Source organism: Paenarthrobacter sp. PPS72, assembly GCF_048537125.1.
In the GTDB taxonomy this organism is placed as follows: Bacteria; Actinomycetota; Actinomycetes; order Actinomycetales; family Micrococcaceae; genus Arthrobacter; species Arthrobacter nitroguajacolicus_E.
The window spans coordinates 62,108-87,394 of the sequence record NZ_JBLYIE010000007.1 but is presented as its reverse complement, the minus strand read 5'-3'; the positions used below and the strand labels follow the sequence as shown (position 1 = coordinate 87,394).

At 60.3% G+C, this 25,287-nt stretch carries 35 protein-coding genes; 27 read left to right on the top strand and 8 right to left on the bottom strand.

Going from position 1 to position 25,287, the window contains the following annotated elements; genetic code table 11:
- The first annotated feature begins 9 nt into the window (after window positions 1-9).
- The 19 genes from rplB (at window position 10) to map (ending at window position 10,980) form a co-directional block, all read left to right on the top strand.
- Window positions 10-849 carry a 50S ribosomal protein L2 gene (gene rplB / locus ACLRGI_RS04465; protein ID WP_011775592.1) on the top strand — a complete coding sequence of 280 codons (840 nt, stop codon included), beginning with the start codon at window positions 10-12 and terminating at the stop codon, window positions 847-849.
- A 12-nt stretch (window positions 850-861) separates the two neighbouring features.
- Window positions 862-1,143, top strand: a complete 282-nt coding sequence (rpsS, locus tag ACLRGI_RS04460) for a 30S ribosomal protein S19 (RefSeq protein ID WP_011775591.1) — start codon at window positions 862-864, stop codon at window positions 1,141-1,143.
- A gap of 38 nt (window positions 1,144-1,181) precedes the next feature.
- A complete protein-coding gene (gene rplV, locus ACLRGI_RS04455; protein ID WP_011775590.1) occupies window positions 1,182-1,547 on the top strand; it encodes a 50S ribosomal protein L22 in 366 nt (121 codons plus the stop codon).
- Window positions 1,548-2,381 (top strand): 30S ribosomal protein S3, encoded by an 834-nt coding sequence (rpsC, locus tag ACLRGI_RS04450; protein WP_419200466.1) that lies wholly within the window; start codon window positions 1,548-1,550, stop codon window positions 2,379-2,381.
- A complete protein-coding gene (rplP, locus tag ACLRGI_RS04445) occupies window positions 2,382-2,798 on the top strand; it encodes a 50S ribosomal protein L16 (protein ID WP_003803795.1) in 417 nt (138 codons plus the stop codon). It begins immediately after the preceding gene.
- A 2-nt stretch (window positions 2,799-2,800) separates the two neighbouring features.
- Window positions 2,801-3,121: a 50S ribosomal protein L29 gene (rpmC, locus tag ACLRGI_RS04440; protein ID WP_014922387.1), complete on the top strand. Its 321-nt coding sequence runs from the start codon at window positions 2,801-2,803 to the stop codon at window positions 3,119-3,121.
- Complete coding sequence (rpsQ, locus tag ACLRGI_RS04435) at window positions 3,118-3,414, top strand: 30S ribosomal protein S17 (protein ID WP_011775587.1); 297 nt, start codon at window positions 3,118-3,120, stop codon at window positions 3,412-3,414. Before rpmC ends, rpsQ begins: the two co-directional genes overlap by 4 nt.
- 353 nt (window positions 3,415-3,767) lie before the next feature.
- Window positions 3,768-4,136 (top strand): 50S ribosomal protein L14, encoded by a 369-nt coding sequence (rplN, locus tag ACLRGI_RS04430; RefSeq protein ID WP_003803789.1) that lies wholly within the window; start codon window positions 3,768-3,770, stop codon window positions 4,134-4,136.
- 3 nt (window positions 4,137-4,139) lie between these two features.
- Complete coding sequence (gene rplX / locus ACLRGI_RS04425) at window positions 4,140-4,499, top strand: 50S ribosomal protein L24 (protein WP_011775586.1); 360 nt, start codon at window positions 4,140-4,142, stop codon at window positions 4,497-4,499.
- Window positions 4,499-5,086 carry a 50S ribosomal protein L5 gene (gene rplE / locus ACLRGI_RS04420; protein ID WP_144648593.1) on the top strand — a complete coding sequence of 196 codons (588 nt, stop codon included), beginning with the start codon at window positions 4,499-4,501 and terminating at the stop codon, window positions 5,084-5,086. Before rplX ends, rplE begins: the two co-directional genes overlap by 1 nt.
- A gap of 78 nt (window positions 5,087-5,164) precedes the next feature.
- A complete protein-coding gene (gene rpsH, locus ACLRGI_RS04415) occupies window positions 5,165-5,563 on the top strand; it encodes a 30S ribosomal protein S8 (protein WP_011775584.1) in 399 nt (132 codons plus the stop codon).
- 18 nt (window positions 5,564-5,581) lie between these two features.
- The gene (rplF, locus tag ACLRGI_RS04410) at window positions 5,582-6,118 is read left to right on the top strand and encodes a 50S ribosomal protein L6 (RefSeq protein ID WP_011775583.1); all 537 of its coding nucleotides are present in this window, start codon (window positions 5,582-5,584) and stop codon (window positions 6,116-6,118) included.
- A gap of 3 nt (window positions 6,119-6,121) precedes the next feature.
- On the top strand, window positions 6,122-6,505 hold the full coding sequence (gene rplR / locus ACLRGI_RS04405) for a 50S ribosomal protein L18 (protein ID WP_011775582.1): 384 nt from the start codon (window positions 6,122-6,124) through the stop codon (window positions 6,503-6,505).
- Window positions 6,506-6,534: 29 nt separating this feature from the next.
- Window positions 6,535-7,206, top strand: coding sequence for a 30S ribosomal protein S5 (gene rpsE / locus ACLRGI_RS04400; RefSeq protein ID WP_011775581.1), 672 nt, complete (start codon window positions 6,535-6,537; stop codon window positions 7,204-7,206).
- 2 nt (window positions 7,207-7,208) lie between these two features.
- On the top strand, window positions 7,209-7,415 hold the full coding sequence (gene rpmD, locus ACLRGI_RS04395; protein WP_011775580.1) for a 50S ribosomal protein L30: 207 nt from the start codon (window positions 7,209-7,211) through the stop codon (window positions 7,413-7,415).
- On the top strand, window positions 7,415-7,897 hold the full coding sequence (gene rplO, locus ACLRGI_RS04390) for a 50S ribosomal protein L15 (protein ID WP_105690090.1): 483 nt from the start codon (window positions 7,415-7,417) through the stop codon (window positions 7,895-7,897). The genes rpmD and rplO overlap by 1 nt, the downstream gene beginning before the upstream one ends.
- 185 nt (window positions 7,898-8,082) lie before the next feature.
- On the top strand, window positions 8,083-9,393 hold the full coding sequence (secY, locus tag ACLRGI_RS04385) for a preprotein translocase subunit SecY (RefSeq protein ID WP_419200465.1): 1,311 nt from the start codon (window positions 8,083-8,085) through the stop codon (window positions 9,391-9,393).
- A 5-nt stretch (window positions 9,394-9,398) separates the two neighbouring features.
- Complete coding sequence (locus ACLRGI_RS04380; protein WP_178997654.1) at window positions 9,399-9,968, top strand: adenylate kinase; 570 nt, start codon at window positions 9,399-9,401, stop codon at window positions 9,966-9,968.
- Window positions 9,969-10,152: 184 nt separating this feature from the next.
- Window positions 10,153-10,980: a type I methionyl aminopeptidase gene (gene map, locus ACLRGI_RS04375; RefSeq protein WP_419200464.1), complete on the top strand. Its 828-nt coding sequence runs from the start codon at window positions 10,153-10,155 to the stop codon at window positions 10,978-10,980.
- A 66-nt stretch (window positions 10,981-11,046) separates the two neighbouring features.
- On the opposite strand, the gene ACLRGI_RS04370 is transcribed toward map, so the two are convergent.
- From ACLRGI_RS04370 to ACLRGI_RS04360, 3 genes are read right to left on the bottom strand one after another with little or no spacing between them, the layout of a single operon-like run.
- Entirely contained in the window at window positions 11,047-12,393 is a 1,347-nt protein-coding gene (locus ACLRGI_RS04370) for an ABC transporter substrate-binding protein (protein WP_419200463.1), read from the bottom strand.
- Between the two features lie 52 nt (window positions 12,394-12,445).
- Window positions 12,446-13,354: a carbohydrate ABC transporter permease gene (locus ACLRGI_RS04365; protein ID WP_419200462.1), complete on the bottom strand. Its 909-nt coding sequence runs from the start codon at window positions 13,352-13,354 to the stop codon at window positions 12,446-12,448.
- On the bottom strand, window positions 13,351-14,340 hold the full coding sequence (locus ACLRGI_RS04360; protein WP_419200461.1) for a carbohydrate ABC transporter permease: 990 nt from the start codon (window positions 14,338-14,340) through the stop codon (window positions 13,351-13,353). The genes ACLRGI_RS04365 and ACLRGI_RS04360 overlap by 4 nt, the downstream gene beginning before the upstream one ends.
- 258 nt (window positions 14,341-14,598) lie before the next feature.
- On the opposite strand from ACLRGI_RS04360, the gene ACLRGI_RS04355 reads away from it, so the two are divergent.
- The 8 genes from ACLRGI_RS04355 to ACLRGI_RS04320 all read left to right on the top strand — a co-directional run bounded on the left by ACLRGI_RS04355 (window position 14,599) and on the right by ACLRGI_RS04320 (window position 19,889).
- Window positions 14,599-15,549: a P1 family peptidase gene (locus ACLRGI_RS04355; RefSeq protein WP_419200460.1), complete on the top strand. Its 951-nt coding sequence runs from the start codon at window positions 14,599-14,601 to the stop codon at window positions 15,547-15,549.
- Window positions 15,550-15,744: 195 nt separating this feature from the next.
- Entirely contained in the window at window positions 15,745-15,966 is a 222-nt protein-coding gene (gene infA / locus ACLRGI_RS04350; protein WP_011775571.1) for a translation initiation factor IF-1, read from the top strand.
- A 72-nt stretch (window positions 15,967-16,038) separates the two neighbouring features.
- A complete protein-coding gene (gene rpmJ / locus ACLRGI_RS04345; RefSeq protein ID WP_011775570.1) occupies window positions 16,039-16,152 on the top strand; it encodes a 50S ribosomal protein L36 in 114 nt (37 codons plus the stop codon).
- A 196-nt stretch (window positions 16,153-16,348) separates the two neighbouring features.
- Complete coding sequence (gene rpsM / locus ACLRGI_RS04340) at window positions 16,349-16,726, top strand: 30S ribosomal protein S13 (RefSeq protein WP_011775569.1); 378 nt, start codon at window positions 16,349-16,351, stop codon at window positions 16,724-16,726.
- Window positions 16,727-16,777: 51 nt separating this feature from the next.
- Window positions 16,778-17,179 carry a 30S ribosomal protein S11 gene (rpsK, locus tag ACLRGI_RS04335; RefSeq protein ID WP_014922380.1) on the top strand — a complete coding sequence of 134 codons (402 nt, stop codon included), beginning with the start codon at window positions 16,778-16,780 and terminating at the stop codon, window positions 17,177-17,179.
- 149 nt (window positions 17,180-17,328) lie between these two features.
- Window positions 17,329-18,339 carry a DNA-directed RNA polymerase subunit alpha gene (locus ACLRGI_RS04330; protein WP_011775567.1) on the top strand — a complete coding sequence of 337 codons (1,011 nt, stop codon included), beginning with the start codon at window positions 17,329-17,331 and terminating at the stop codon, window positions 18,337-18,339.
- Between the two features lie 66 nt (window positions 18,340-18,405).
- Complete coding sequence (rplQ, locus tag ACLRGI_RS04325) at window positions 18,406-18,966, top strand: 50S ribosomal protein L17 (RefSeq protein WP_419200459.1); 561 nt, start codon at window positions 18,406-18,408, stop codon at window positions 18,964-18,966.
- A 32-nt stretch (window positions 18,967-18,998) separates the two neighbouring features.
- Window positions 18,999-19,889, top strand: coding sequence for a tRNA pseudouridine synthase A (locus ACLRGI_RS04320; protein ID WP_419200458.1), 891 nt, complete (start codon window positions 18,999-19,001; stop codon window positions 19,887-19,889).
- Window positions 19,890-20,026: 137 nt separating this feature from the next.
- Here ACLRGI_RS04320 and ACLRGI_RS04315 read toward each other — a convergent pair whose 3' ends face one another.
- From ACLRGI_RS04315 to cpaB, 5 genes are all read right to left on the bottom strand, one after another.
- The gene (locus ACLRGI_RS04315) at window positions 20,027-20,905 is read right to left on the bottom strand and encodes a type II secretion system F family protein (RefSeq protein ID WP_419200457.1); all 879 of its coding nucleotides are present in this window, start codon (window positions 20,903-20,905) and stop codon (window positions 20,027-20,029) included.
- Window positions 20,906-20,917: 12 nt separating this feature from the next.
- On the bottom strand, window positions 20,918-21,859 hold the full coding sequence (locus ACLRGI_RS04310) for a type II secretion system F family protein (protein ID WP_419200456.1): 942 nt from the start codon (window positions 21,857-21,859) through the stop codon (window positions 20,918-20,920).
- 2 nt (window positions 21,860-21,861) lie between these two features.
- On the bottom strand, window positions 21,862-23,178 hold the full coding sequence (locus ACLRGI_RS04305; protein ID WP_419200593.1) for a TadA family conjugal transfer-associated ATPase: 1,317 nt from the start codon (window positions 23,176-23,178) through the stop codon (window positions 21,862-21,864).
- A 122-nt stretch (window positions 23,179-23,300) separates the two neighbouring features.
- Window positions 23,301-24,500 (bottom strand): CpaE/TadZ family protein, encoded by a 1,200-nt coding sequence (locus ACLRGI_RS04300; protein ID WP_419200455.1) that lies wholly within the window; start codon window positions 24,498-24,500, stop codon window positions 23,301-23,303.
- Entirely contained in the window at window positions 24,497-25,264 is a 768-nt protein-coding gene (gene cpaB, locus ACLRGI_RS04295) for a Flp pilus assembly protein CpaB (RefSeq protein ID WP_419200454.1), read from the bottom strand. The genes ACLRGI_RS04300 and cpaB overlap by 4 nt, the downstream gene beginning before the upstream one ends.
- Between the last annotated feature and the right edge of the window lie 23 nt (window positions 25,265-25,287).

Below are 25,287 nucleotides of genomic sequence, written 5' to 3'. Positions count from 1 at the left end.
AAATAAATTATGGGAATCCGTAAATACAAGCCGACTACCCCGGGCCGTCGTGGCTCGAGCGTAGCCGACTTTGCTGAAATCACGCGATCGACTCCGGAAAAGTCGTTGCTGCGTCCGCTGCACAAGACTGGCGGCCGTAACAACTCCGGTAAGATCACCACCCGTCACAAGGGTGGTGGGCATAAGCGCCAGTACCGTCTGATCGACTTCCGTCGTCACGACAAGGACGGCATCAACGCCCGCGTTGCCGAAATCGAGTACGACCCGAACCGTACGGCTCGCATCGCACTCCTGCACTACGTTGATGGCACCAAGCGTTACATCATCGCTCCTAACAAGCTGTCCCAGGGTGACTTCGTCGAGGCTGGTCCTGACGCTGACATCAAGCCGGGCAACAACCTGCCGCTGCGCAACATCCCGGTTGGTACCGTAATCCACGCAGTTGAACTGCGTCCGGGTGGCGGCGCCAAGATGGCACGTTCCGCAGGTGCTTCGGTACAGCTCGTTGCCAAGGAAGGCCGCTTCGCCCAGCTGCGTCTGCCCTCCGGTGAAATCCGCAACGTTGACGTGCGCTGCCGCGCAACCGTCGGCGAGGTAGGCAACGCCGAGCAGTCGAACATCAACTGGGGCAAGGCCGGCCGCATGCGCTGGAAGGGCGTTCGCCCGACCGTCCGTGGTGTAGCCATGAACCCGGTTGACCACCCGCACGGTGGTGGTGAAGGTAAGACTTCCGGTGGACGTCACCCGGTTAACCCGAACGGCAAGCCCGAGGGCCGTACCCGCCGTCCGAACAAAGAGAGCGACAAGCTTATTGTTCGTCGCCGCCGTACTGGCAAGAACAAGCGATAGGAGCCTGGACACATGCCACGCAGCCTGAAAAAAGGTCCTTTCGTTGACCAGCACCTCTTTGTGAAGGTCGCACGGGAAAACGATAAGGGCACCAAGAACGTCATCAAGACCTGGTCCCGCCGTTCGATGATCATCCCCGACATGCTCGGGCACACGATCGCCGTACACGACGGACGCAAGCACATCCCGGTGTTTGTCACTGAGTCGATGGTCGGGCACAAGCTCGGCGAATTCGCTCCCACGCGGACATTCCGCGGCCATGTTAAGGACGACCGTAAGGGCAAGCGCCGCTAGGCGCCTGACTTTACGTCTTAGACGAGAGAAGGAAAGCAATGGAAGCCAAGGCTATTGCGCGTCACATCCGCGTAACGCCTATGAAGGCCCGGCGCGTCGTCAACCTTGTTCGTGGTAAGCAAGCGAATGAGGCTCTGGCAATTCTGAAGTTTGCCCCCCAGGCAGCTTCGGAGCCGGTATTCAAGGTACTTCAGTCGGCAATGGCCAACGCACGCGTCCTCGCGGACCGTGACGGCGTTGCATTCGACGACAGCGACCTCTTCATCACCGAAGCATTTGTTGATGAAGGCCCGACCATGAAGCGGTTCCAGCCGCGTGCCCAGGGCCGCGCCTACCGCATTAGGAAGCGGACCAGCCACATCACGCTGGTTGTCGCAACCCCGGAGAAAGAGGAGGCTCGCTAAGTGGGACAGAAAGTAAACCCGCACGGGTTCCGACTCGGCATCACCACCGACCACGTTTCGCACTGGTTCGCTGACAGCACCAAGCCCGGACAGCGCTACAAGGACTTCGTCCGCGAGGACATCAAGATCCGTCAGCTCATGTCCACCGGCATGGAGCGCGCCGGCATCGCCAAGGTCGAGATCGAGCGCACCCGTGACCGTGTCCGCGTGGATATCCACACGGCACGCCCGGGTATCGTTATCGGCCGCCGCGGCGCCGAAGCAGACCGCATCCGCGGCGAGCTCGAAAAGCTCACCGGCAAGCAGGTTCAGCTGAACATCCTCGAGGTCAAGAACCCCGAGATGGAAGCACAGCTTGTTGCCCAGGGCATCGCTGAGCAGCTGACTTCCCGCGTGGCTTTCCGCCGTGCGATGAAGAAGGCCATGCAGTCCGCACAGCGTGCGGGTGCCAAGGGTATCCGTGTTGCTTGCTCGGGTCGTCTGGGTGGCGCAGAAATGTCCCGCTCGGAGTTCTACCGCGAAGGCCGTGTGCCCCTGCACACCCTCCGCGCGAACATCGACTACGGCTTCTACGAAGCCAAGACCACCTTCGGCCGTATCGGTGTGAAGGTTTGGATCTACAAGGGTGACGTAACTGCCAAGGAACTGGCTCAGCAGGCAGCTGCTGCTCCGTCCCGTGGCCGTGCAGGAGACCGTCCGGGCCGCCCGGGTGGCGACCGCCGTCGTCGTAACGACCGTCCGGCAGCTGAGGCAGCACCCGCTGCCGTTGAAGCACCGGCCGCTGAAGCCGCTACCGCAGGTTCGGCACAGGCAGCAGAAGGAGGACAGGCTTAAATGCTTATCCCACGTCGAGTCAAGCACCGTAAGCAGCACCACCCGGGTCGTTCCGGCGCTGCAACGGGCGGCACCAAGGTCAGCTTCGGTGAGTACGGTATCCAGGCTCTCAGCCCGGCATACGTAACCAACCGTCAGATCGAGTCCGCTCGTATCGCGATGACCCGCCACATCAAGCGTGGCGGTAAGGTCTGGATCAACATCTACCCGGACCGTCCGCTGACGAAGAAGCCTGCTGAAACCCGCATGGGTTCCGGTAAGGGTTCTCCGGAATGGTGGGTCGCAAACGTCAAGCCGGGCCGGGTTCTCTTCGAACTCTCCGGTGTCAATGAAGAGGTAGCTCGCGAGGCCCTGCGCCTGGCAATCCACAAGCTCCCGTTGAAGGCACGCATTGTGCGTCGCGAAGGTGGTGAATAGAAATGGCAGTAGGGTCGAAGGATCTCGCACCCGCACAGCTGGACGGTTTCGACAACGAGCGTCTCGTTGAAGAACTCCGCAAGTCCAAGGAAGAGCTGTTCAACCTGCGTTTCCAGTCCGCCACCGGACAGCTGGAGAACCACGGTCGCCTGCGCGCGGTAAAGAAGGACATCGCACGCATCTACACCGTTCTCCGTGAGCGCGAGCTGGGCATTCGTGCCGAGGTTGCCGCACCGGTTGTGGAAGCCAAGGAAGAAAAGAAGTCCAAGAAGGCTGCCAAGGCTGAAAAGGCCGAGGTTGAAGCTGGAGAGGACGCCAAGTGAGCGAGAAGGAAACTGTGACGGAAGCAGCAGCCAGCGCTGAACAGCGCGGTTACCGTAAGACGCGTCGCGGCTACGTTGTCTCTGACAAGATGGAAAAGACCATCGTTGTTCAGGTTGAAGACCGCGTGAAGCACGCTCTGTACGGCAAGGTTATTCGCCGCACCTCGAAGATCAAGGCTCACGACGAAGAGAACACCGCCGGCATCGGCGACCTCGTTCTCATCTCTGAGACCCGCCCGCTCTCCGCTACCAAGCGGTGGCGCCTGGTGGAGATCCTCGAAAAGGCCAAGTAAATCCGACGCCGGGCACGCCCGGCAGTGATTCACTGGAAAGGCCCGTATTCCCTTGGGAATGCGGGCCTTTCCGCTTCTCCTCCCGTTTCGGTTTCAGGCTAAAAACGTGCTAGGATATTGAGTTTGTATGGCGCCACTTGTGCGTCGTCCACTACCTCGTAAACAATCGTGCCGCTGCATACTGCCCCGCGCAGAGTTTTCTGCTAGGGAAGCTGATGCTTGTGGCACGGGCGTTTAGGCCTGTACTGGCAAAATCCAGGCAGGTCAAGAGACACCCCGATCAACCGTTCCGCAAGGCTCATTCCGTATGCATTATCTCGGTCTGAGAACCGGCGCGACGCAAGGAGTAAAAATTGATTCAGCAGGAGTCGCGACTCAAGGTCGCCGACAACACGGGTGCTAAGGAAATCCTTACCATTCGCGTTCTCGGTGGATCCGGTCGTCGCTACGCAGGCATCGGCGACGTCATCGTCGCCACCGTCAAGGACGCTATCCCTGGCGGCAACGTAAAGAAGGGTGACGTCGTCAAGGCTGTCATCGTTCGTACCAAGAAGGAACGCCGCCGTGCGGATGGTTCCTACATCAAGTTTGACGAAAACGCAGCTGTGATCCTGAAGAACGACGGTGACCCCCGCGGTACCCGTATCTTCGGCCCGGTTGGTCGTGAACTTCGCGACAAGAAGTTCATGAAGATCGTTTCGCTGGCCCCGGAGGTGCTTTAGTCCATGGCTAAGATCAAGAAGGGTGACCTCGTTCAGGTCATCACCGGCGCCAAGCAGGAACGTGGCGGCGACCGCGGCAAGCAGGGCAAGGTCCTGCGCGTATTCCCGGACACCAACCGCGTGCTGGTAGAGGGAATCAACCGCGTCACCAAGCACTCCAAGGTCGGTCAGTCGCAGCGCGGCACCAAGACCGGTGGCATCGAGGTTGTTGAAGCCCCGATCCACGTTTCCAACGTTGCTTTGGTTGACCCGTCGACCAAGAAGCCGACCCGTGTTGGTTTCCGTCTCGACACCGTTGAGAAGGATGGCGCTACCAAGACCGTCCGTATCCGCGTGTCCAAGGCCACCGGGAAGGACATCTGATGAGTGAAACACTGTCTGAGACTACCGTCGCAAACAAGATCGTTCCGCGTCTGAAGACGAAGTACGCAGAGACCATCAAGAAGTCACTGCAGGACGAATTCAGCTACGCGAACGTCAACCAGGTTCCCCGCCTGGTGAAGGTTGTAGTGAACATGGGTGTTGGAGATGCCGCCAAGGACTCCAAGCTGATCGACGGCGCTGTCCGCGACCTCACCCTGATCACCGGCCAGAAGCCGCAGGTAACCAAGGCCCGCAAGTCGATCGCACAGTTCAAGCTGCGCGAAGGCATGCCCATCGGTGCACACGCAACTCTGCGTGGAGACCGCATGTGGGAATTCGTGGACCGTCTGGTTTCGCTGGCACTGCCGCGTATCCGCGACTTCCGCGGCCTCAACGGCAAGCAGTTCGATGGCAACGGCAACTACACCTTCGGTCTGACCGAGCAGGTTATGTTCCACGAAATCGACCAGGACTCCATTGACCGCGTTCGCGGTATGGACATCACGGTCGTAACCACCGCCAAGACCGATGACGAAGGCCGTGCGCTGCTCAAGGCGCTTGGTTTCCCGTTCAAGACCGAAAACTAACTACGTGACAGGTCCGTCCGCGCAGGCTCTTAGGAGCAGGCGCAGCGGAAACCGGTACGAGGAAGGGCTATAGCCCAAATGACTATGACAGATCCTGTCGCAGACATGCTCACGCGTCTGCGCAATGCAAACTCGGCATACCACGACACCGTGTCCATGCCGTACAGCAAACTGAAGGCACGCGTTGCTGACATCCTGAAGGCAGAAGGCTACATTGCCGGCTGGAAGGAAGAAGACGCCGAGGTTGGCAAGAAGCTGACCATCGACCTGAAGTTCGGTCCGAACCGCGAGCGTTCCATCGCTGGCGTCCGCCGCATCTCCAAGCCGGGCCTCCGCGTTTACGCGAAGTCCACCAACCTGCCGCACGTGCTGGGTGGCCTGGGTATCGCAATCCTGTCCACCTCTTCCGGCCTCCTGACTGACAAGCAGGCCGGCAAGAAGGGCGTGGGCGGCGAAGTCCTCGCGTACGTCTGGTAACGGGAAAGGAAGAGAATAATGTCACGTATTGGACGTCTCCCCATCACCGTTCCTGCCGGAGTTGAGGTCAAGCTCGATGGCTCCGTCATCAGCGTCAAAGGTGCCAAAGGCGAGCTGAGCCACACTGTGGCCAGCCCGATCGAGGTTACCCAGGAAGAGAACACTCTCACGGTCACCCGCCCGAACGACGAGCGCAACTCGCGTTCGCTGCACGGCCTGACCCGCACCCTGATCGCCAACATGATCCAGGGCGTTACCGAGGGCTACGAGAAGAAGCTTGAAATCGTTGGTACTGGTTACCGCGTTCAGGCCAAGGGTTCTGACCTGGAGTTCGCTCTGGGCTACAGCCACCCGGTTAACGTCTCTGCACCCGAAGGCATCACCTTCGTAGTAGAGGGTCCGACCAAGCTCTCTGTTGCGGGTATCAACAAGCAGCAGGTCGGCGAGGTTGCTGCCAACATTCGCAAGCTGCGCAAGCCTGACCCCTACAAGGGCAAGGGTGTCCGTTACGCCGGCGAAGTCATCCGCCGCAAGGTCGGAAAGGCTGGTAAGTAAACCATGGCCATCGCAATTAACAAGAAGCGTTCGAACAAGAGCAAGTCTGCTGCACGCAGCCGTCGCCAGCTTCGTATCCGCAAGCGCATCACCGGTACGGCTGTACGTCCTCGTCTGGTCGTCAACCGTTCGGCACGTCACGTATTCGTCCAGGTTGTCGATGACAGCAAGGGTGTAACCGTGGCTTACGCTTCCACCCTGGAAGCTGACCTCCGCGCATTTGACGGAGACAAGACTGCCAAGGCCAAGCGCGTCGGCGAGCTCGTTGCCGAGCGTGCAAAGGCTGCAGGCGTCGAAGCTGTTGTCTTCGACCGTGGCGGTAACAAGTACCACGGCCGCATCGCCGCCGTCGCTGACGGTGCTCGCGAAGGTGGGCTGGCACTGTGACCGTTGAAAATAACGAAAAGGACATTCAGGTGACTGAAGCTGTAGCTGCTGAAGCAACTGAGACCGCACCCGCTACCGATGACCGCCGCGGCGGACGTCGTGGCGAGCGCGGCGACCGTGGCCAGGGCCGCGGCGACCGTGGTGGCCGTGGTGGCCGCGACGGCGGTCGTGAGGCTGAGAAGAGCCAGTTCGTAGAGCGCGTTGTCACCATCAACCGCGTTGCCAAGGTCGTCAAGGGTGGTCGTCGCTTCAGCTTCACCGCCCTCGTCGTCGTCGGTGACGGTAACGGTATGGTCGGCGTCGGCTACGGCAAGGCCAAGGAAGTTCCCGCGGCAATCGCAAAGGGCGTTGAAGAGGCCAAGAAGTCCTTCTTCCGCGTACCCCGCGTTGGCAGCACCATCCCGCACCGTGTGCAGGGTGAGGCCGCTGCAGGCGTAGTCCTGCTGCGTCCGGCTTCCGCCGGTACCGGTGTTATCGCCGGTGGTCCGGTCCGCGCGGTATTGGAGTGCGTCGGTATCCACGACATCCTCTCCAAGTCGCTCGGTTCCTCAAACGCGATCAACATCGTTCACGCGACTGTTGCCGCTCTGAAGCAGCTCGAAGAGCCCGCTTCCGTGGCTGCCCGCCGTGGCCTGCCGCTGGACGAGGTTGCTCCTGCTGCTCTGGTGCGCGCGCTCCAGAACCAGAAGGCAGGTGTTTAGTCATGGCTAAGAACCTGACTCCCTCCGACGCCAAGTTGGAGATCACCCAGATCAAGGGCGTCATCGGCGCCAAGCAGAACCAGAAGGCAACCCTTCGGTCCCTCGGCCTGAAGCGCATCGGACACACTGTTGTCCGCAACGCTGACGCCGTGACCGTTGGAATGCTGAACACGGTTCCGCACCTCGTGAATGTAGAGGAGGCGAAGTAATGGCAGAGAACAAGACCGCCGAAGAGACTGCTGAGAAGCAGCACGCTCTGAAGGTCCACCACCTGCGCCCCGCCCCGGGTGCCAAGACCGCCAAGACCCGTGTTGGTCGTGGTGAAGGCTCCAAGGGTAAGACCGCAGGTCGCGGTACCAAGGGTACGAAGGCCCGCTACCAGGTAAAGGCTGGCTTTGCCGGCGGCCAGCTGCCGCTGCACATGCGCCTGCCGAAGCTGCGCGGCTTCAAGAACCCGTTCCGGGTTGAGTTCCAGGTTGTTAACCTGGAGAAGCTCAACGAGCTGTTCCCGGAAGGTGGCGCTGTCACCGTGGAGTCCTTGGTTGAGAAGGGTGCCGTTCGCAAGAACCAGCCCGTCAAGGTGCTGGGCACCGGTGACATCACCGTCAAGGTTGACGTCACCGCCCACGCTTTCTCTTCCAGCGCTGCGGAAAAGATTGCTGCAGCAGGCGGAAGCACCACTGCTCTCTAAGAGACAGTGGGGCAAAAGCCCGTTGTAAATAGATCCCGGTATACGGGGCTTCGGCCCTGTATACCGGGATTTTTTGCGTGATTGTGGACTCTCGATTATTCCGACGGCGTCACAAGCGGTTAGACTCGGTTGTTGGGTTTCATTGATCCCATCCACATCCTTGTACTTTCTACTCAGGAGGACGCTTGCTAAGCGCATTCGGCCGGGCGTTTCGAACGCCTGATTTGCGACGCAAGTTGTTGTTCACGCTGGGAATCATCACAATCTTCCGCTTGGGAGCTTTCATCCCCTCGCCTGGTGTGAACTACCAGAATGTCCAGCAATGCTTGAACACCGGTGACACCTCGCAGGGCATCTACCAGCTGGTGAACTTGTTCAGCGGCGGCGCGTTGCTGCAGGTTTCAGTGTTTGCCTTGGGCATCATGCCCTACATCACGGCGAGCATCATCGTGCAGTTGCTCCGGGTGGTCATTCCCCGGTTCCAGCAGCTCTACGAAGAGGGCTCCTCCGGTCAGTCAAAGTTGACGCAGTACACCCGGTACCTCACCATCGCTCTCGGCCTGCTGAACGCCACCACGCTGGTGTCGCTGGCGCGATCCGGCCAGTTACTGCCGGGCTGTACGCTGCCCATCATTCCTGATGAGAGCATCATCGCCACCATCCTGATCATCATCACGTTGACGGCCGGCACCGGCCTTATCATGTGGATGGGCGAGCTTGTCACCGAAAAGGGTGTGGGCAACGGCATGTCGCTGCTGATCTTCACCTCCATCGCTGCGAGCTTCCCCGGTTCACTCGGCTCCATCTGGACGTCGAAAGGACCGGGTACCTTCTTCATGGTCCTGGCCGTCGGCCTGCTGACGGTAGCCCTGGTGGTCTTTGTGGAGCAGTCTCAGCGCCGCGTTCCCGTTCAGTATGCCAAGCGTATGATCGGCCGCCGCACAGTGGGTGGCACCAGTACCTACATCCCCATCAAGGTGAACATGGCCGGCGTCGTGCCTGTCATCTTCGCTTCTTCCATGCTTTACCTGCCCGGGCTGATTTCACAGTTCAACCAGCCGGCGCCAGGGGAGCAGATGGCCCCGTGGGTTGAGTGGATCAACAACAACCTCACCCGTGGCGACCACCCCATCTACATGGCGCTCTACTTCGCCATGATCGTGTTCTTCACCTACTTCTACGTTGCCATCACCTTCAACCCTGAAGAAGTGTCGGACAACATGAAGAAGTACGGCGGGTTCATTCCGGGCATCCGGGCGGGTAAACCGACCGCGGACTACCTGCAGTACGTGCTTTCCAGGATCACCTTGCCGGGAGCCCTTTACCTGGGTTTCGTGGCGTTGATCCCGTTGGTTGCACTCGTTCTGATCAACGCCAACCAGAACTTCCCGTTCGGTGGCACGTCAATTCTGATCATGGTGGGTGTTGGCCTGGAGACCGTCAAGCAGATTGATGCGCAGCTACAACAACGTCACTACGAAGGGCTTTTGCGATGACGAGAATGCTGATCATTGGACCTCCCGGTTCGGGAAAGGGTACGCAGGCTGAGCGGATTTCCGAGCGCCTCGGCGTAGTCGCCATCTCCACCGGCGACATCTTCCGTGCCAACGTAAAGGGCGAAACCCCTTTGGGCATCGAAGCCAAGAAGTACATGGACGCCGGCGACTTTGTTCCGGACAGCGTCACGAACGACATGGTTCGCGATCGCCTGAGCCAGAGCGATGTCGAAAACGGCTTCCTCCTGGATGGCTACCCGCGTACCACCGCGCAGGTGGATTACCTTGACCAGATCCTCGCCGAGGGTGAGCAGGAGCTCGACGTCGTGCTCCAGTTGACCGCCGATGACGAAGAACTGGTGACACGACTCCTTGGCCGTGCCAAGGAAACGGGCCGTTCGGATGACAACGAAACCGTTATCCGGCACCGCTTGGATCTCTATCACGAGCAGACCGAGGCAGTTGTGGCCAAGTACGCCGAGCGTGGCATCCTCACGCAGGTTGACGGCATTGGCGGTATCGACGAAGTTACCGATCGTGTGCTGACGGCGATTGAGTCGGCCAAGGCCGTTTAGTTAGTTCTCCACATGGCCGCTGGAACGGTCAGGGAGCGAAGGGTGTGTCCCGTACGGTGAGTGCGGGACATACCCTTTTTCTTTTCCACACTGCATATCAATTTCGGCCACGCTCCCGGGTACGGGAAAATGGTTGGAGCATGGGGCCCGATGAGCCTCTACAGCAAACCTTCCAGAGGAGATCATGGCGTTCGGTCAGCCCCGCATTGAATACAAAACCAACGAGCAGATGCGCACCATGCACCAGGCAGGCCTTGTCCTGAGCCGTGCACTCGACGCTGCCGTTGCGGCGGCCAAGCCGGGAGTCACCACCAAGGACCTGGATGACGTCTTCGCCGCGGTCCTCAACGATGCCGGAGCGAAGTCGAACTTCCTCGGATATCACGGCTTCCCGGCCACTATCTGCACCTCGGTCAATGAGGAAGTGGTGCATGGGATCCCGGGCGGCAAGGTCCTCAATGACGGCGACATCATCTCCATCGACGGCGGCTGCATCGTTGACGGTTGGCATTCCGATTCTGCGAGGACCGTGATCGTTGGAACCCCTGATCCGGAAGACCAGCGCCTTTCCGACGTCACCGAAGCAGCCATGTGGCGCGGCATCGCAGCCCTCGCCAAAGGCAAGTTTGTAGGAGACATCGGAAACGCGATCGATGATTATGTGTCATCCGTCCCGGGAAAGCCCTTGGGCATCCTGGAGGACTACGTGGGCCACGGCATTGGCTCCGAGATGCACATGGCCCCGGATGTTTTGAACTACCGGACCAGCCACCGTGGCCCCAAGATCCGCCCTGGCCTGTGCCTGGCCATTGAACCCATGCTGGTTCGCGGCGGCATCGAGACCGCTACCCTCGACGACGACTGGACAGTAGTGACCACGGACGGCAAGCGCTCCTGCCAGTGGGAACATTCGGTCGCCGTCCACGAAAAGGGCATTTGGGTCCTTTCGGCCCTGGATGGCGGAGCCAAGCAGCTGGTACCGCTCGGCGTCGTGCCTGTCCCCGTCCCTTAGCAAATGCAAAAAGGAGAGCCGGGCTACTGAAAAGTAGCCCGGCTCTTCTTTTGTCTGTAAAGGCGGTTATGCCTTCAGCTTGGGCTTTACGTCCTTCGTGTAAATGCCCTCGAGGGTTTTCTTGAGCTCCGTCATGGTTGCCTGCACATCACCTTGCTGCGTCAGGATCTTGGCGGCCGACTTGGCCATCTCCTGGTCGGCGCCCGGCAGGAACACTCGGGCGTTGTCCTGGACACGGGTAGCTGCGAGCTGATCCATGGCCGTCTTGATCTGCGGGGTTGCCGCAAGAACAGCTGACATGTCGGCCGAGAGCCGGGTGGGCATGTAGCCGGTGGCAGCCGAGAAAGCGGCAGTGTTCTCCGGTTCGGTCATGAACTTGAGGAACGTTGCCGCGGCCAGCTGCTCCTCCTTGCTGATGCCGCTGGGGATGCCGAGGCCCGCGCCGCCGGTGGGGCAGACGCCGCTGGGGGCCTCCGGGCCACCGGGCAGGAAACCGACGCCCACGTTGAATTTGGCCGCCTTGAGGACGCCAAGCAGTGAGCCCGTTGAGGAAATAGTGGACGAGGTGACTCCCGCAGCAAAGTCGTCAGCTGCCTCCTTTGATGAGACGCCTGCCCAGCCATCCTTATAGATGGAGTCCTGCGCCCATTGCAGAGCGGCTACGGACTGAGGTGAATCACAGGTGATATCCCAGTCCTTTGACCAGCTTCCGCCCCAGCCCCACAGGTTGTTCTGAAGCGTCCACCCTGCGTACCCGGCCAGGGCAGGGTAGATATAGGCGTACTGCGCCCCCGAGGTGGCCTTGAGTTTCGGAGCCCACTCTGCGAACTCCTGCCACGTGGCGGGCGCCCGGTCCGGAAGTCCAGCGGCCTTGAAGTGGTCCTTGTTGTAGTAGAACAGCGGCGTGGAACGGCCGTAAGGGAGCGCCCACTGCTTGTCCTCGTACTTGTAGTCGTCCACCAGCGACTTCTGGAAGTCGTCGATCTTGATGTCCAGTTGTTTCACCAAGCCATCGACGGGGATGATGCTGCCGTTTGAGTAGTAGCGGAACCACCAGACATCCGAAAGGACGACCAATCCCGGCAGGCCCGTCTTGGCAGCCTGGGAAGTCTGGAACTTCTGGGCGATCTCTTCGTAGTTGGCGCCAGCCGTCACCAGGTTGACCTTGATGTCCGGGAACTTGGCATGGAACTTCTCGATGATCGCTTTCTCCACGTCCTGGGACTTACCGGGGTGGTTGGTCCAGAAGTCGATGGAGGCAGCAGGCTTTACGCCGCTGAAGTCAATCGTTGCGGTATCGACGGCGTCTGCCGTGCCCGCCGTCGACGGCCCGCCGCATGCGGCGAGGGCCGCAGCTCCGGCGCCGAGGCCCGCCAGTCCCAGGAAATGTCGGCGATGAAGGTTGGTGCGCATGGTGCTTCCTCTCAATAACTTACTTCGATGCGAATGGTGTGGTTGGAGCAAATCAGCCGGTGACACTGCCTTGGGTCAGCCCGGCAACGATGTAGCGCTGGAGTGCTGCGAACACCAGCAGGATGGGGACGATCACCAGTACCGCTCCGGCCATGAGGATTCCCCAGCCGGCGCCGTTGCCCTCGGAGTTCTGCAGAAGCGTCAGGCCGACGGGGAGCGTCATTGTTTCGGGCCGGTCCGTAATGATGAGAGGCCAGATGTAGTCGTTCCATTCGCTGACCACAGTTACCAGCGCCACCGTTGCGATCGACGGTACTGAGACCGGCACGATGATCTGCCACAGCCGACGCCAGTGACCCGCGCCGTCGATTTCAGCTGCTTCGAGGATCGACTGTGGAAGGGTCAGGAAGTGCTGACGTAGCAGGAACGTGCCGAATGCCGTACCCAGGCCTGGAAGGATGATGCCCCACAGGGTGTTCTTGCCACCCATTCCCGCGATCAGGATGTAGTTGGGCAGGATGGAGACCTGAGCCGGGACCATGAGTGCCACGAGGATCAGCACGAAGATCACGTTCTTGTAGGGGAAGCGCACGAACACCAGTGCGTAAGCCGTCAGGATCGCCAGGATGACCTTGATGCTTGAACCCACCACCGTAACGATCAAGCTGTTGGTGAAGAACCGGGCGAACGGAACCGTGGTCATGGCCGTGGCGTAATTCTCGAGGTTCAGGGACCCGGGCAGGATCTTCAGGTCCATGGTGACGATCTCGCCCGGTTGCTTGAAGCTGCTCAACAGCATCCAGAGCAAAGGCAGGAACACCACAAGCGTTGCGATGATCAGGGGAACGTAGCCGGTTGCAACGGTCTGGAGCAGGTTCGCCGCGGACAGCGGGCGGGGCCGCTCGGGCGGTGCGGTGTTCCGAGGGGAATCAACCACGACGGCGGGTGCGGGCGCGCTCATGAATAGTGAACCTTTCGCTCAACGAACCGCAGTTGGAGAACCGTAATGACGAGCAGGATCGCGAAGAGGATCACCGAAATCGCCGCAGAGTAACCTGCTCGGTTGTAGGCGCCGAACGCCTGAAGATAGGCCTCGTAAATCAGCGTGCTGGTGCCGTTGCCCAGTGGGGTCATGATGCGGATGAGGTCGAAAGCCTGCAACGAACTCAGCATGGTGGTGATCAGCAGGAAGAACGTGGTGGGGGAGAGCAGCGGCATGGAGATGTTGAAGAACCTCCGCACGCTGTTGGCCCCGTCCAACGCGGCAGCTTCCATGACGTCCCGGGGCAGGGACTGCAGGCCTGCCAGATAAACCACGGCGCAGTAGCCCAGGTTCTTCCAGACGTACACGATGATGACCATCACCAAGGAAAGCCGGGGATCGTTGATCCACTGCGGGCTCTGCTGCCCAAGGCCGCGAAGGACCCACGCGAGCACCCCGTAGCCGGGGTCGAAGATGAACAGCCACACCAAACCAACACCCACGCCGGACAGCACGTAAGGAGCGAACACAGCGGACCGGGCGAACGTGGTGCCACGTACTTTGGAATTCAAAGCAAGGGCAACCAGCAGACCGAGGATCATCGATCCGCCCACCGTCACCAGCGTGAAGATGGCCGTAGTCCCAAGGACCTTGGACGCATCCTCACTGGTGAAGAACGTGACGTAGTTCTGTAGCCCCACCACCGTGGCCGAAGCCGAGCCGAGCGTCCAATCCAACGTGGAGTAGTAGATGTTGTTGATCAGCGGCCAGTAGGTGAACGTGCCGATCAACACCAAGTTGGGCAGCGCCATGGCAAGGAACACCATGAAGTCCTTGCGGCTGCGACCGGACCAGCGCTTTTTGTCCTTGCGGGGTTCTGCTGCCGCGACCGGGCTGGCCGGCGACTGTGGGTCCGGCCTGCTGGCAGGCGAAGCACTGTTGCGGTGAATCTGTCGGGTAGTCATGCGTCACTAACGGTTTCGGGCGAACATGGGGTGCCGGCTCCCGGACCGGGACGGCGAAGACAGGCCTAGCTCACCACATCGAAAGACCCGGCTTGGACGAAAAGGGTGACCCGGAGCGATAGTTGGCTGACACTTCCAAACCCGTTAACTCGGCGTTACTCCGGTGTTCGCAATCGAGGCTCGACTCCCACTTGATGCCCAGGGTCGCGAGGTGCCGAGCCTTCAATGCGAGCAGCGTGGGAGGTGGAGAATGGAGCCATGAATTCGATCACCGATGTTGCCGGGATACGCGTTGGTCATGTGCAAAAGGTGGGGGAGGGGTGGTTGTCCGGGGTTACTGTGGTGCTTCCTCCTGTGGGGACTGTGGGGTCCGTGGATGTGCGCGGCGGTGGCCCGGGGACCCACGAGACTGATGCCTTGGATCCAACAACATTGGTTTCCACTGTGGATGCTGTGGTGTTGACCGGAGGTAGCGCCTTTGGGCTGGCTTCGGCCGGTGGTGCGCAGCTGTGGTGTGAGGAGCATGGGCGAGGGTTTGCTGTTCCCGGAACGGTGGTGCCGATTGTGCCCGCAGCTGCGATCTTCGACCTCGGGCGTGGCGGCGACGTCACAGCGCGACCAGACGCCGTGATGGGCTACCAGGCAGCCGCCGCAGCTTTCGCCGCGGGTGACCATGCCGCCGTCGAGCGTGGAAACGTCGGTGCCGGGACCGGCGCCGTCGTGGCGCGCGGCAGATACAAGGGCGGTATTGGCACGTCGTCCATCACTCTTGACCGGGGGGTGACGGTTGGCGCCATCGCCGTGGTGAACGCCCTCGGGTCGCCAATGTTCAGCTCCCCGGGACCGCAACCCGCTGCGGGCGAGCCGGTTCCGCCACAGGGGCTCAATACGACACTCGTGGTGATCGCGACGAATGCCGTGCTTGATGTGGCTGAGTGCAAGCGGACCGCTTCCGCTGGGCACGCGGGCTTGGCCCGGGCGTTGGACCCGTCCCATACCTTGGCGGATGGTGACACCGTGTTCGCATTGGCGACTGGCGTCGTCGGGCTTGACCGAAGTACTGAACAGGGGCGGCAGGTCTCGCTGATCACGCTCCAAAGCGCCGCGGCCGAAGCTGTTCGGCTGGCGATACTCGACGGTGTCCTGGCGGCGGAAAGCGTCTCGACGGCGGCAGGTGACTTCCCCGCTTATCGACCAGCAGGGGAGTGACGGCTGGAGATGGGTGCGCTACCATAGACGGATTTAACTTTCCGGCCTCATTGGCGTAGAGTTATTTGTTGGTTGTCTGTGCAGCCACGCCCTTTTTAGTGTCGTGGTTCCAAGAGGGCCAAGCAAACAAAAAACGTCCGCTGGATCTTCGGTGCCTAACTGAAGGACGGCGGCAAACAACAGTTAGCGGAGGATATGGCCAAGAAGGACGGGGTCATTGAGATCGAGGGCGTTGTGACTGAGGCGCTGCCCAATGCGATGTTTCGTGTTGAGCTCACCAATAAGCACGTCGTTCTCGCACACATCTCTGGGAAGATGCGACAGCACTACATTCGAATCCTCCCCGAGGACCGGGTAGTGGTTGAGCTGAGCCCATACGACCTCACACGTGGTCGTATCGTCTACCGCTACAAGTAAATTGCTGGGCGGCAAGGCAATAGTGCCTAAGCCGCTCCAGCAGATCAACTGCAAAACACGCAAAGGAACGCCATGAAGGTCAAGCCGAGCGTCAAGCAGATCTGCGACAAGTGCAAAGTGATCCGCCGTAACGGCCGGGTCATGGTGATCTGCGAGAACCCGCGCCACAAGCAGCGCCAGGGCTAATTCCCCCTTCGGGAATCTGCGTCCGCAAGGACAAACCTGGGCTGCTAGCCCACGCAAGTAAATAAAGGCAGCACAAGCTGTGCCAGGACTGCATTACAGAGCCTGGTCAGCGAACCCCCGGTCGGAGGCTGGGGCCGCACTGAACGTGTGGGTGTACTGCCTACGACCTCCGGTTTATTCAAGGAGTACTGCCACTATGGCTCGTCTCGCTGGCGTAGACATTCCCCGCGAAAAGCGGTTGGAAATTGCGCTTACTTACATCTACGGCGTGGGCAAGACCCGTGCACACGAAACCCTGGCTGCCACCGGCATCAGCGCTGACGTTCGCGTCAAGGACCTGACTGACGCCGAGCTGGTCCAGCTGCGTGACTACATTGAAGGCAACTACAAGGTTGAGGGTGACCTTCGCCGCGAGGTAGCCGCTGACATCCGCCGCAAGGTAGAGATCGGCAGCTACGAAGGCCTGCGCCACCGCAAGGGCCTGCCCGTACGCGGACAGCGTACGAAGACCAACGCTCGTACCCGCAAGGGCCCGAAGCGCACCGTCGCCGGCAAGAAGAAGGCCGGACGTTAATCCCTCGGGATTGATCCGGTTTTCCCCCGATAACTTTCTGTAGGAGAAACAATGCCCCCGAAGACTCGTGGAGCGGTTCGTAAGCCGCGTCGCAAGGATAAGAAGAATATTGCGCTTGGCCAGGCGCACATCAAGAGCACCTTTAACAACACCATCGTGTCCATCACGGACCCGAACGGTGCTGTAATCTCATGGGCTTCCGCCGGTGAGGTTGGCTTCAAGGGCTCCCGTAAGTCCACCCCGTTCGCTGCCCAGATGGCTGCCGAAGCTGCTGCAAAGCGCGCTCAGGAGCACGGACTGCGCAAGGTTGACGTATTCGTCAAGGGCCCGGGATCCGGACGCGAAACCGCAATCCGTTCGCTTCAGGCCGCTGGCCTCGAGGTTGGCTCCATCCAGGACGTCACCCCCAGCGCCCACAACGGTTGCCGCCCGCCGAAGCGCCGCCGCGTCTAATTAGGTCTTCCCTGCCTGACCGGCCGGGCCTGCCATGGATGGTTTCGATCATCCATCAGCATGGCCCGGCTGGTCAGGCTGGAAACCGAAGCCGATTTCCACCACCTGTGTTGCGTCATATAGCGGATGCTCGCCGAAAGGAAACCTAAGTGCTCATTGCACAGCGCCCCACCCTGTCTGAAGAAGTTGTATCCGAGAACCGCTCCCGTTTCATCATTGAACCGCTGGAGCCGGGCTTCGGCTACACCCTCGGAAACTCCCTCCGCCGTACCCTGCTCTCCTCCATCCCCGGTGCCGCTGTAACCAGCATCCGGATCGATGGCGTGCTGCACGAGTTCACCACGGTTCCGGGTGTCAAGGAAGATGTCACCGAGATCATCCTGAACATCAAGAACCTTTCGGTTTCCTCCGAGCACGATGAGCCGGTTGTTGCCTACCTGCGCAAGCAGGGCCCCGGAGTCGTCACCGCCGCGGACATCGCTCCGCCGGCCGGCGTCGAATTCCACAACCCGGATCTGCACATTGCCACTCTGAACTCGAAGGGCAAGTTCGAACTCGAACTGACCATCGAGCGCGGCCGTGGCTACGTTTCGGCAGCTCAGAACAAGTCCGGCGACTCCGAGATCGGCCGTATTCCGGTTGACTCGATCTACTCGCCGGTCATGAAGGTAACTTTCCGCGTGGAAGCTACCCGTGTTGAGCAGCGCACCGACTTCGACAAGCTGATTGTCGACGTCGAGACCAAGCAGGCAATCGCTCCGCGCGATGCTGTTGCTTCCGCAGGTACCACCTTGGTGGAACTGTTCGGTCTGGCTCGTGAGCTGAACACCGCAGCTGAAGGTATCGAGATTGGCCCGTCGCCGACTGACGCTGCCCTGGCAGCTGACATGGCTCTGCCGATCGAGGATCTGGACCTCACCGTCCGTTCCTACAACTGCCTCAAGCGTGAGGGCATCCACACCGTGGGTGAACTCGTTGCCCGCTCCGAGGCTGACCTGATGGACATTCGTAACTTCGGTGCGAAGTCCATTGACGAGGTCAAGGCAAAGCTCGTCGAACTGGGTCTGTCCCTCAAGGACTCCCCTCCCGGTTTCGATCTCGCAGCCCGCGCCGCAGCCATCGAAGAGGACGACGCCGCGTTCAGCGACGACGAGCTCTAAACAGCAGATCTTGGCCGCCGGGTCCAGCGATGGACCTGACCGGCTTACATAACAGGAGAAATAACTATGCCTACCCCCACTAAGGGTCCGCGCCTCGGAGGCGGCCCGGCTCACGAGCGCCTGATGCTCGCGAACCTGGCAGCTGCTCTGTTTGAGCACAAGCGCATCACCACCACGGTTACCAAGGCCAAGCGCCTGAAGCCGTACGCAGAGCGTCTGGTCACCTTCGCCAAGCGTGGCGACCTCGCTTCCCGCCGCCGCGTTCTCGGCCTGATCAGCGACAAGGGCGTTGTCCACGAGCTGTTCACCGACATCGCCGGCGCCGTTGCTAACCGCGATGGTGGCTACACCCGCATCACCAAGATCGGCAACCGTAAGGGCGACAACGCTCCCATGGCTGTCATCGAGCTCGTTCTCGAGCCGGTTTCCCCGAAGCAGGCCGTTGTTGCTGAAGCAACCGCTGCTGCTGCCAAGGCTGCTCCGGCTGCTGAAGCTCCGGCCGCTGAAGAAGAGGTCGTAGAGACCGAAGCTGCTGAAACTGAAGAGGCTCCGGCCGCTGAAGCAGAAGCTGCTGACGCTGAAGCTGCTGAGACCGAAGAGGCTCCGGCCGCTGAGGACAAGAAGTAATTCACTGAATTCTTCACAGTAGACTTTAGTCTATGAACGAACGAAAACCCGCTGCCCCCGTTATGGGGGGCGGCGGGTTTTTGCGTGTCCGGCTTGATCTTTCCTACGACGGCGGCCCCTTCAACGGGTGGGCCCTGCAGCCTGGGCTTCGGACTGTTCAGGGTGCTTTGGAAGAAGCACTGGCGCTCTTGTTGCAACGGCCCATCCGCGTTACGGTTGCCGGCAGAACGGACGCCGGCGTCCATGCCAGGGGCCAAGTAGTTCACCTGGACCTGACCGAAGCCGAGTGGCTGTCACTGCCGCGTGGGCACGAACTCGATCCCGGCGTCGCACTTCTGCGAAGGCTTCGCGGCGCTTTGAGCCGGATCCTCGGTGACCTGACGGGTGCTATTGAAGTGCACGACGCCGGTCTGGCGCCGGAAGGTTTCGACGCCCGCTTCTCGGCGCTGTGGCGAAGGTACAGTTACCGGATTGCCGACGGTCCGGAACGCTGGGACCCCGTCCTGCGGGGAATCACGCTGTGGCACAAGGCGCCCTTGAACGTTCCGATGATGAACGACGGAGCCTCGGCTCTGCTGGGGTTGCAGGATTTCCGCTCCTACTGCAAGCCGCGGGAAGGTGCCACCACCATCCGTGAGCTGCAGAAGTTCTTGTTTACCCGCGCCAGCGACGGCGTCATTGTTGCCACCGTGCAGGCGGATGCGTTTTGCCACAATATGGTGCGGTCTCTTGTTGGTTCCGCCTTGCGGGTAGGCGAGGGCTTGGAAACTCCCGCGTGGCTGTATTCGCGTCTCCTCGAGCGTCAGCGTGATGCCAAGTCCGTCCTCGCTGCCCCGCACCCGCTGGTGCTGGAAGAGGTGGCTTACCCGTCCGACAGCGAGTTGCTGGCACGGGCCGAACTGACGCGGGCGCGGCGCGAGTAGTTCTTTCTGCTGCTGAGGATGGCGCTCTGTCCCGCGTGGGAGGACCCCCTCCCGGCTCTGGGTACCGGAAGGGGGCCGTTGTGGCACTCCGTGGTCTGGGATCCGCGAAGTGCCGGTCTATTTCCGGCAGGATAGGATCAGCCAAAGGCTTGGATGATCCTGATCGCTGCGGGACCCAGAAGGACTATGAACAGCACTGGAAAGATGCAGAAGAGCAAGGGGAAGAGCACCTTGACGGGGAGCTTCATCGCCCGTTCTTCGGCGCTCTGCCGTCTCCTTACGCGTGCTTTCTTGGCCTGTGCTCGAAGCACGTTGGCGATGCCGATCCCGTATTTGTCGGCTTGGATCACTGCAAGGACGAAACTACGGATGTCCGGGACGGCGCATCGTTCGGCCAAGGCCTCATAGGACTCCTGCCGGGGGCGTCCCACCTGGATGTCCTGCAGCGTGCGCATCAGTTCCTGGGGCAGGGGACCCGCCCCTTGTACGGCCGCCCGTTCCATCGCGGATTCGAACCCGAGGCCGGCCTCAACTGAAATCAGCATTTGATCTAGGGTGTTCGGGAACTCAAGTTTGATGGCCTCCTGCCGTTTGATCCCTGTGTTGTAGATCAAGAGATCGGGAAGGAAGTACAGAAAGATGGTCAGGAAAAGGCCGAGCCCGACCATTCCTGGCCCGGGACTGAGGAGAAACAGGAAGACGCCGCCAACTGCTCCTGCCAGTGCCAAGGCGGGCTTCAGAGACATGAGCTTAGGCAGGGGCATCGACATCGGGCGCCCAGCTAGGGCAAGCCAGTGATCCAGCTTGGCCTCGTAGCTTCCCGGAGTCAGCCTCCTGGCAACACCCAGAAGGAGTGGTGGGCGCCGAAGACTCGCACCGCCACTTTGCGTGAAGCCGGAACCGAGGTTGCCCTGAATGGCAACAATGCCCTTCCGGTCAATGCTGAGCAACGACCAGGCAAAATAGGCCAGTGGAAGAACGATAAGGGCGATAATCAGCCATGCAAGGGGAGTCATGAGCCTTGTCTCCTAGAACTTGATCTTCACGGTGCGGCTCATCCACAAGCCTCCGACGGCGAACAGGATCACACTGAGGACTGTCAGGGCAATCCCAAGGGGGTGGCCGGTGAAGAGGTTCAGATACCCGGGGTTTATTGCTGACATGAAGAGCCCCACAGCCACAGGAAGAATCATCAGGACCACGGCGGACATCTTGCCTTCCGCGCTCAAGGCACGCACGTGGCCTTTGATCTCGCTCCGCTCACGTATGGTCCCTGCTACCTGCTCCAAAACCTCGGCCAGGTCGCCACCCACCTCGCGGTTGATTTGGATCGCCTGGCCGATCCATTGGAAGTCCTCGCTGTCCATCCGTTCGGCACAATCCTCCAGTGCTTGCCGGGGGTCCTTGCCGATTCTCACCTCGTTGACTATCCGGGACAGTTCTTCCGATGTCGGTGCCTGGGATTCCTGTGCCGCGGCTTCCAGGGATCGCATAATGCTGTGCCCTACCCTGAGGCCACCTATCAACATCTGGATGCTGTCCGTCAGCTGCATCTCAAACTTGCCGCGGCGCTTTCCCGTCTTTACAACAAGGATCAGCTTCGCTCCAAAAGGAGCGGCAATAGCGAGCAGAATACCAATGAAGGGATTTACCAGAAGCCAGCCGAAGCCTCCCAGAAGTATGGCTGCGATGACAACCACGACGGTCACGTCTGCAGGAGCCTGTTTGACGCCGGCGTTGTAGAGAATCTCGCGATTGAAGGGGCCACCCGACTTGCCAATGGCGGTATCCACAAAGCGCACGGCGGACTCAGAAACGCGCCCCACGGCTGAGTTATCCTGTGGCAGGTCCACGCGACGACGCTCGACCGGGATTGGGCCGTTCTGGGGCTTCAAGACCACGGCCACCAGGATGATGAGGGCGGCCACACAGAGTGCGATCGCAAGGACGAAGAACGCTGGAGAATCCATAGCTAACGCCTCCCCACCGCTACTGGAGTGACACCAAAGGTCGCAGGGGATACCTGAATGCCGAGCTCCGTAAACCGATCGAGGAAACGGGGCCGAATGCCTGTAGGGATAGCCTTGCCCAGGAAGCGCCCTTGGGCGTCCAAACCGGCAGAGTAGTCGAAGAGAAAAGCGTCCTGGAGCGTGACAATATCCCCTTCCATGCCTTGCACCTCAGTGACGTGAGTCACTCGCCGGCTACCATCACGTAGGCGGGTGACCTGAACGATGAGATCGACGGCAGATGACACTTGTTCCCGGATAGCCCGTAGCGGAAGGTCCATTCCGGCCATGAGTACCAGCGTCTCCAAACGCGCAATTGCGTCGCGGGGAGAGTTGGCATGGACAGTGGATAGGGAGCCGTCGTGGCCGGTGTTCATGGCTTGGAGCATGTCGAGAGACTCCCCTCCACGGACCTCGCCCACAATGATGCGGTCGGGACGCATACGGAGTGAGTTCCGCACGAGGTCCCGGATGGTGATGGCACCCTTTCCTTCGATATTGGGTGGCCTACTCTCCAACCGGACCACGTGGCGCTGCTGCAGCTGCAGTTCCACCGCGTCCTCGATGGTGACGATGCGGTCGGACTCAGGAATGAAGGATGACAGTACGTTGAGCAACGTCGTTTTTCCTGTACCAGTACCGCCGGAGACGATCACATTCAACCGTGCCCGGACGCACGCACTCAGCAGCTCGGCCATCTCCTGGCTCATGGATCCCCATTCGATGAGATTCCTCACTGTGAGCGGAACGTGGCTGAATTTCCTGATGGTCAGCGATGGGCCGTTGACAGCCAGCGGGGGGATGATGGCATTGACACGCGAGCCGTCCTCCAGCCGGGCATCGACCAATGGAGACGACTCATCGATCCGGCGTCCCACCTTGGAAACGATCCGCTCAATGACTTTCCGGAGGTGGTCATCCGAACTGAACTGCATCTCGGTCAAGGCCAGGTGTCCATGGCGCTCCACGTAGATCTGGTCAAAGCGGTTCACCATTACTTCCGTGACGGAGGGGTCTTCCAGCAGACGCTGCAGCGGTCCGTAGCCCATGACTTCGTCGGAAATTTCGCGGATGAGCCGACGCCGCTCCTCGGGGGAGAGAGGTACCTGCTCCTCGTCAATGACCACTGAGAGTTCCTCCACTGCAAAAGACCTGAGATCCTCCTCGGACGAGGAAGTGTCCCCCATACGGTTTCCGATGCGCTCAAAGAGTGAAGATGCGGCACGCTGTTTGAGCCCGGCAAGTGCATCCACCGCAGGCGTGGTGGGTGCACCGCCCAAAATTGGGGTGGACGCCGAAGCTGCTGGGAGCCAATCGCCACCAAGGGCCGCGTCCGGGGTTTGCACGTTACTTTGGGCAGCGACACCAAGCGGGTTGTTCTTCGAAAGCCTCTCTGACAGTTTCACGACACCACCACCCTCCGGTGCACCTTGTTCTGCGGAGCCGATTCCAACCGTGGGTCGAATCGTTGAACAAGCTTCCGAAGGCCCTTGATGGCTGAATCCCGGGCGGTACCTTGCAAGACAGGAATACCCCTGTTTGTTGAGTAGGGGAGTGTCCTGGACCGGGGAATCACTGTGTCAATTGGGACACCTATGGTAGCTTCCACGTCTTGGACAGAAAGTCCATTCTTTCGGTCAGCAAAGTTCAGGACTGTATGCCTACCTTGCGGCAGCAGCTGAAGCTCCTTCAGCACGCTAAAGCACTTACGGAGACCCCTGATGCTGGGAACATCCATGCCGCAGACCCAGACGCCATCAGTTGCTAACTCAAGCGTGGCTAGACAGTGCTCGCCCAAACCGGGAGCCGTGTCCACCACCACGTACCTAAACTCGGTAGCCAGCTGGTTGAGAAGCCTGGTCACGTGGTCGGCAGTGATGTAGTCCGAATCGGATGGCTTCTGAGGCGCGCAGAGTGCATAGATCCCGGCCGGATGGACCGTGAGGAACGCCTTGAGGACCATGGAGTCCTGGGCCGCAGCCCCGTGAACTGCTTCGGTGATGGAGTGCTCCGGTTCCAGCAACAGGCCGGAAGCGACGTCCCCGAACTGGAGATCGAGGTCCACAATCACCACACTCATCGGTGCAAGCGCCCCCAAGCCAATGGCAAGGTTGGTGGCCACAGTAGTCTTTCCCACGCCGCCCTTCGGCGACATGACGGCAATGACCCGGCCCCGCTCCTGGCCGGATTCTGCGGCAGGTTGCATGCCACGGCGCCGGCTCGCGGCGGCCAAGCAGGCGCGTTCCAAAAGGACTCGGAGCTCATTTACGTCAGCTTCGGGTGAGACCACGTCCCTGACGCCTGCGTGCATGGCCTTCAAGACAACTTCTGCATTGGGTTCGGCGACCATCAGAAGGCTGATTTCCGGGTATTGAAGATCAATCACTGTGGCAAGTTTGAAAGCGTCGTCAGGATTGACGCCCGGCCCGAGGATGATGACCTCGGGAGGAGCTCCTGACAGTTGGTTGAAAATGTCGTCTGTACCGCCTTGGAGGACAGCAGGGGATAAGGTCTGAAGGTCTCCACGCAGTGCACCGGTGATGGCTTGACGTACGCGGCCTTCGAAATCACGAACTGCGGTGATGGCTACAAAGCGGCTCATTGGACCAGCCCTCCGAAAGTAGTCGTTGGGGGATCGCTCTTGACGGTCTTATCGGTCTGCTTGGACAGCCATAGGGTGCCGAACTCTGCGCCGAAGACCATCTTGGCTGCGTTCACATCGCTCAGGGCTACAGTGACATAGGCCGATCCGTTGGGGAGAGCAACGCCCTTCTCAGCTCCTGCAGATTTCTCGGCGTCAGGGGCGGCCTGCTGAACAGCAGTCACCAGGACGTCGTGATAGAGAAGTTCTGTGAAATCTTTCCAACCAGTCATCCCGGCCGGCAGATTGGCTCCCGCAGGTACAGCTTCGTCCAGTTTGAAGGAGGCGAAGACAGTGACGGTATCTCCGGCCTCGACGCGTCCACCCAGCATGCGCTCCGGGGTAAGGACAAACGTTGCTTCCTGCAATCCCTCAGGAACAGGAACCGTTCCTGGGACCAGTTCCTTGGGGCTGACGAGTTTTACCCCCAGCAACTGTTCGCCAGGTTGGAGGTCCCCGGAGGTTACCTTGCCCTTTTGGTCGGTCAGCGCGTTGATGGTGCCGGGCGCGACTGCCGACTGCGGCAGGGTTTCGACTTTGACCTTCGACTGAATTTCTTCAGCCTTGGTGCCGGCGGGAATGCGTTCCTTGACCACAAGGACGTTTACGGGATCAAGCCCTTGCTGCGCACGCTTGTCGGCTCCCTGTACATAGGTAACCAGCAAAACGGTGCCGATGACTGCCAAAAGCAGTGCTGCAATGCCTCCCAGTAGGCGTGTTTTCACTTTCTACTCCTTTGAGTTTCGTG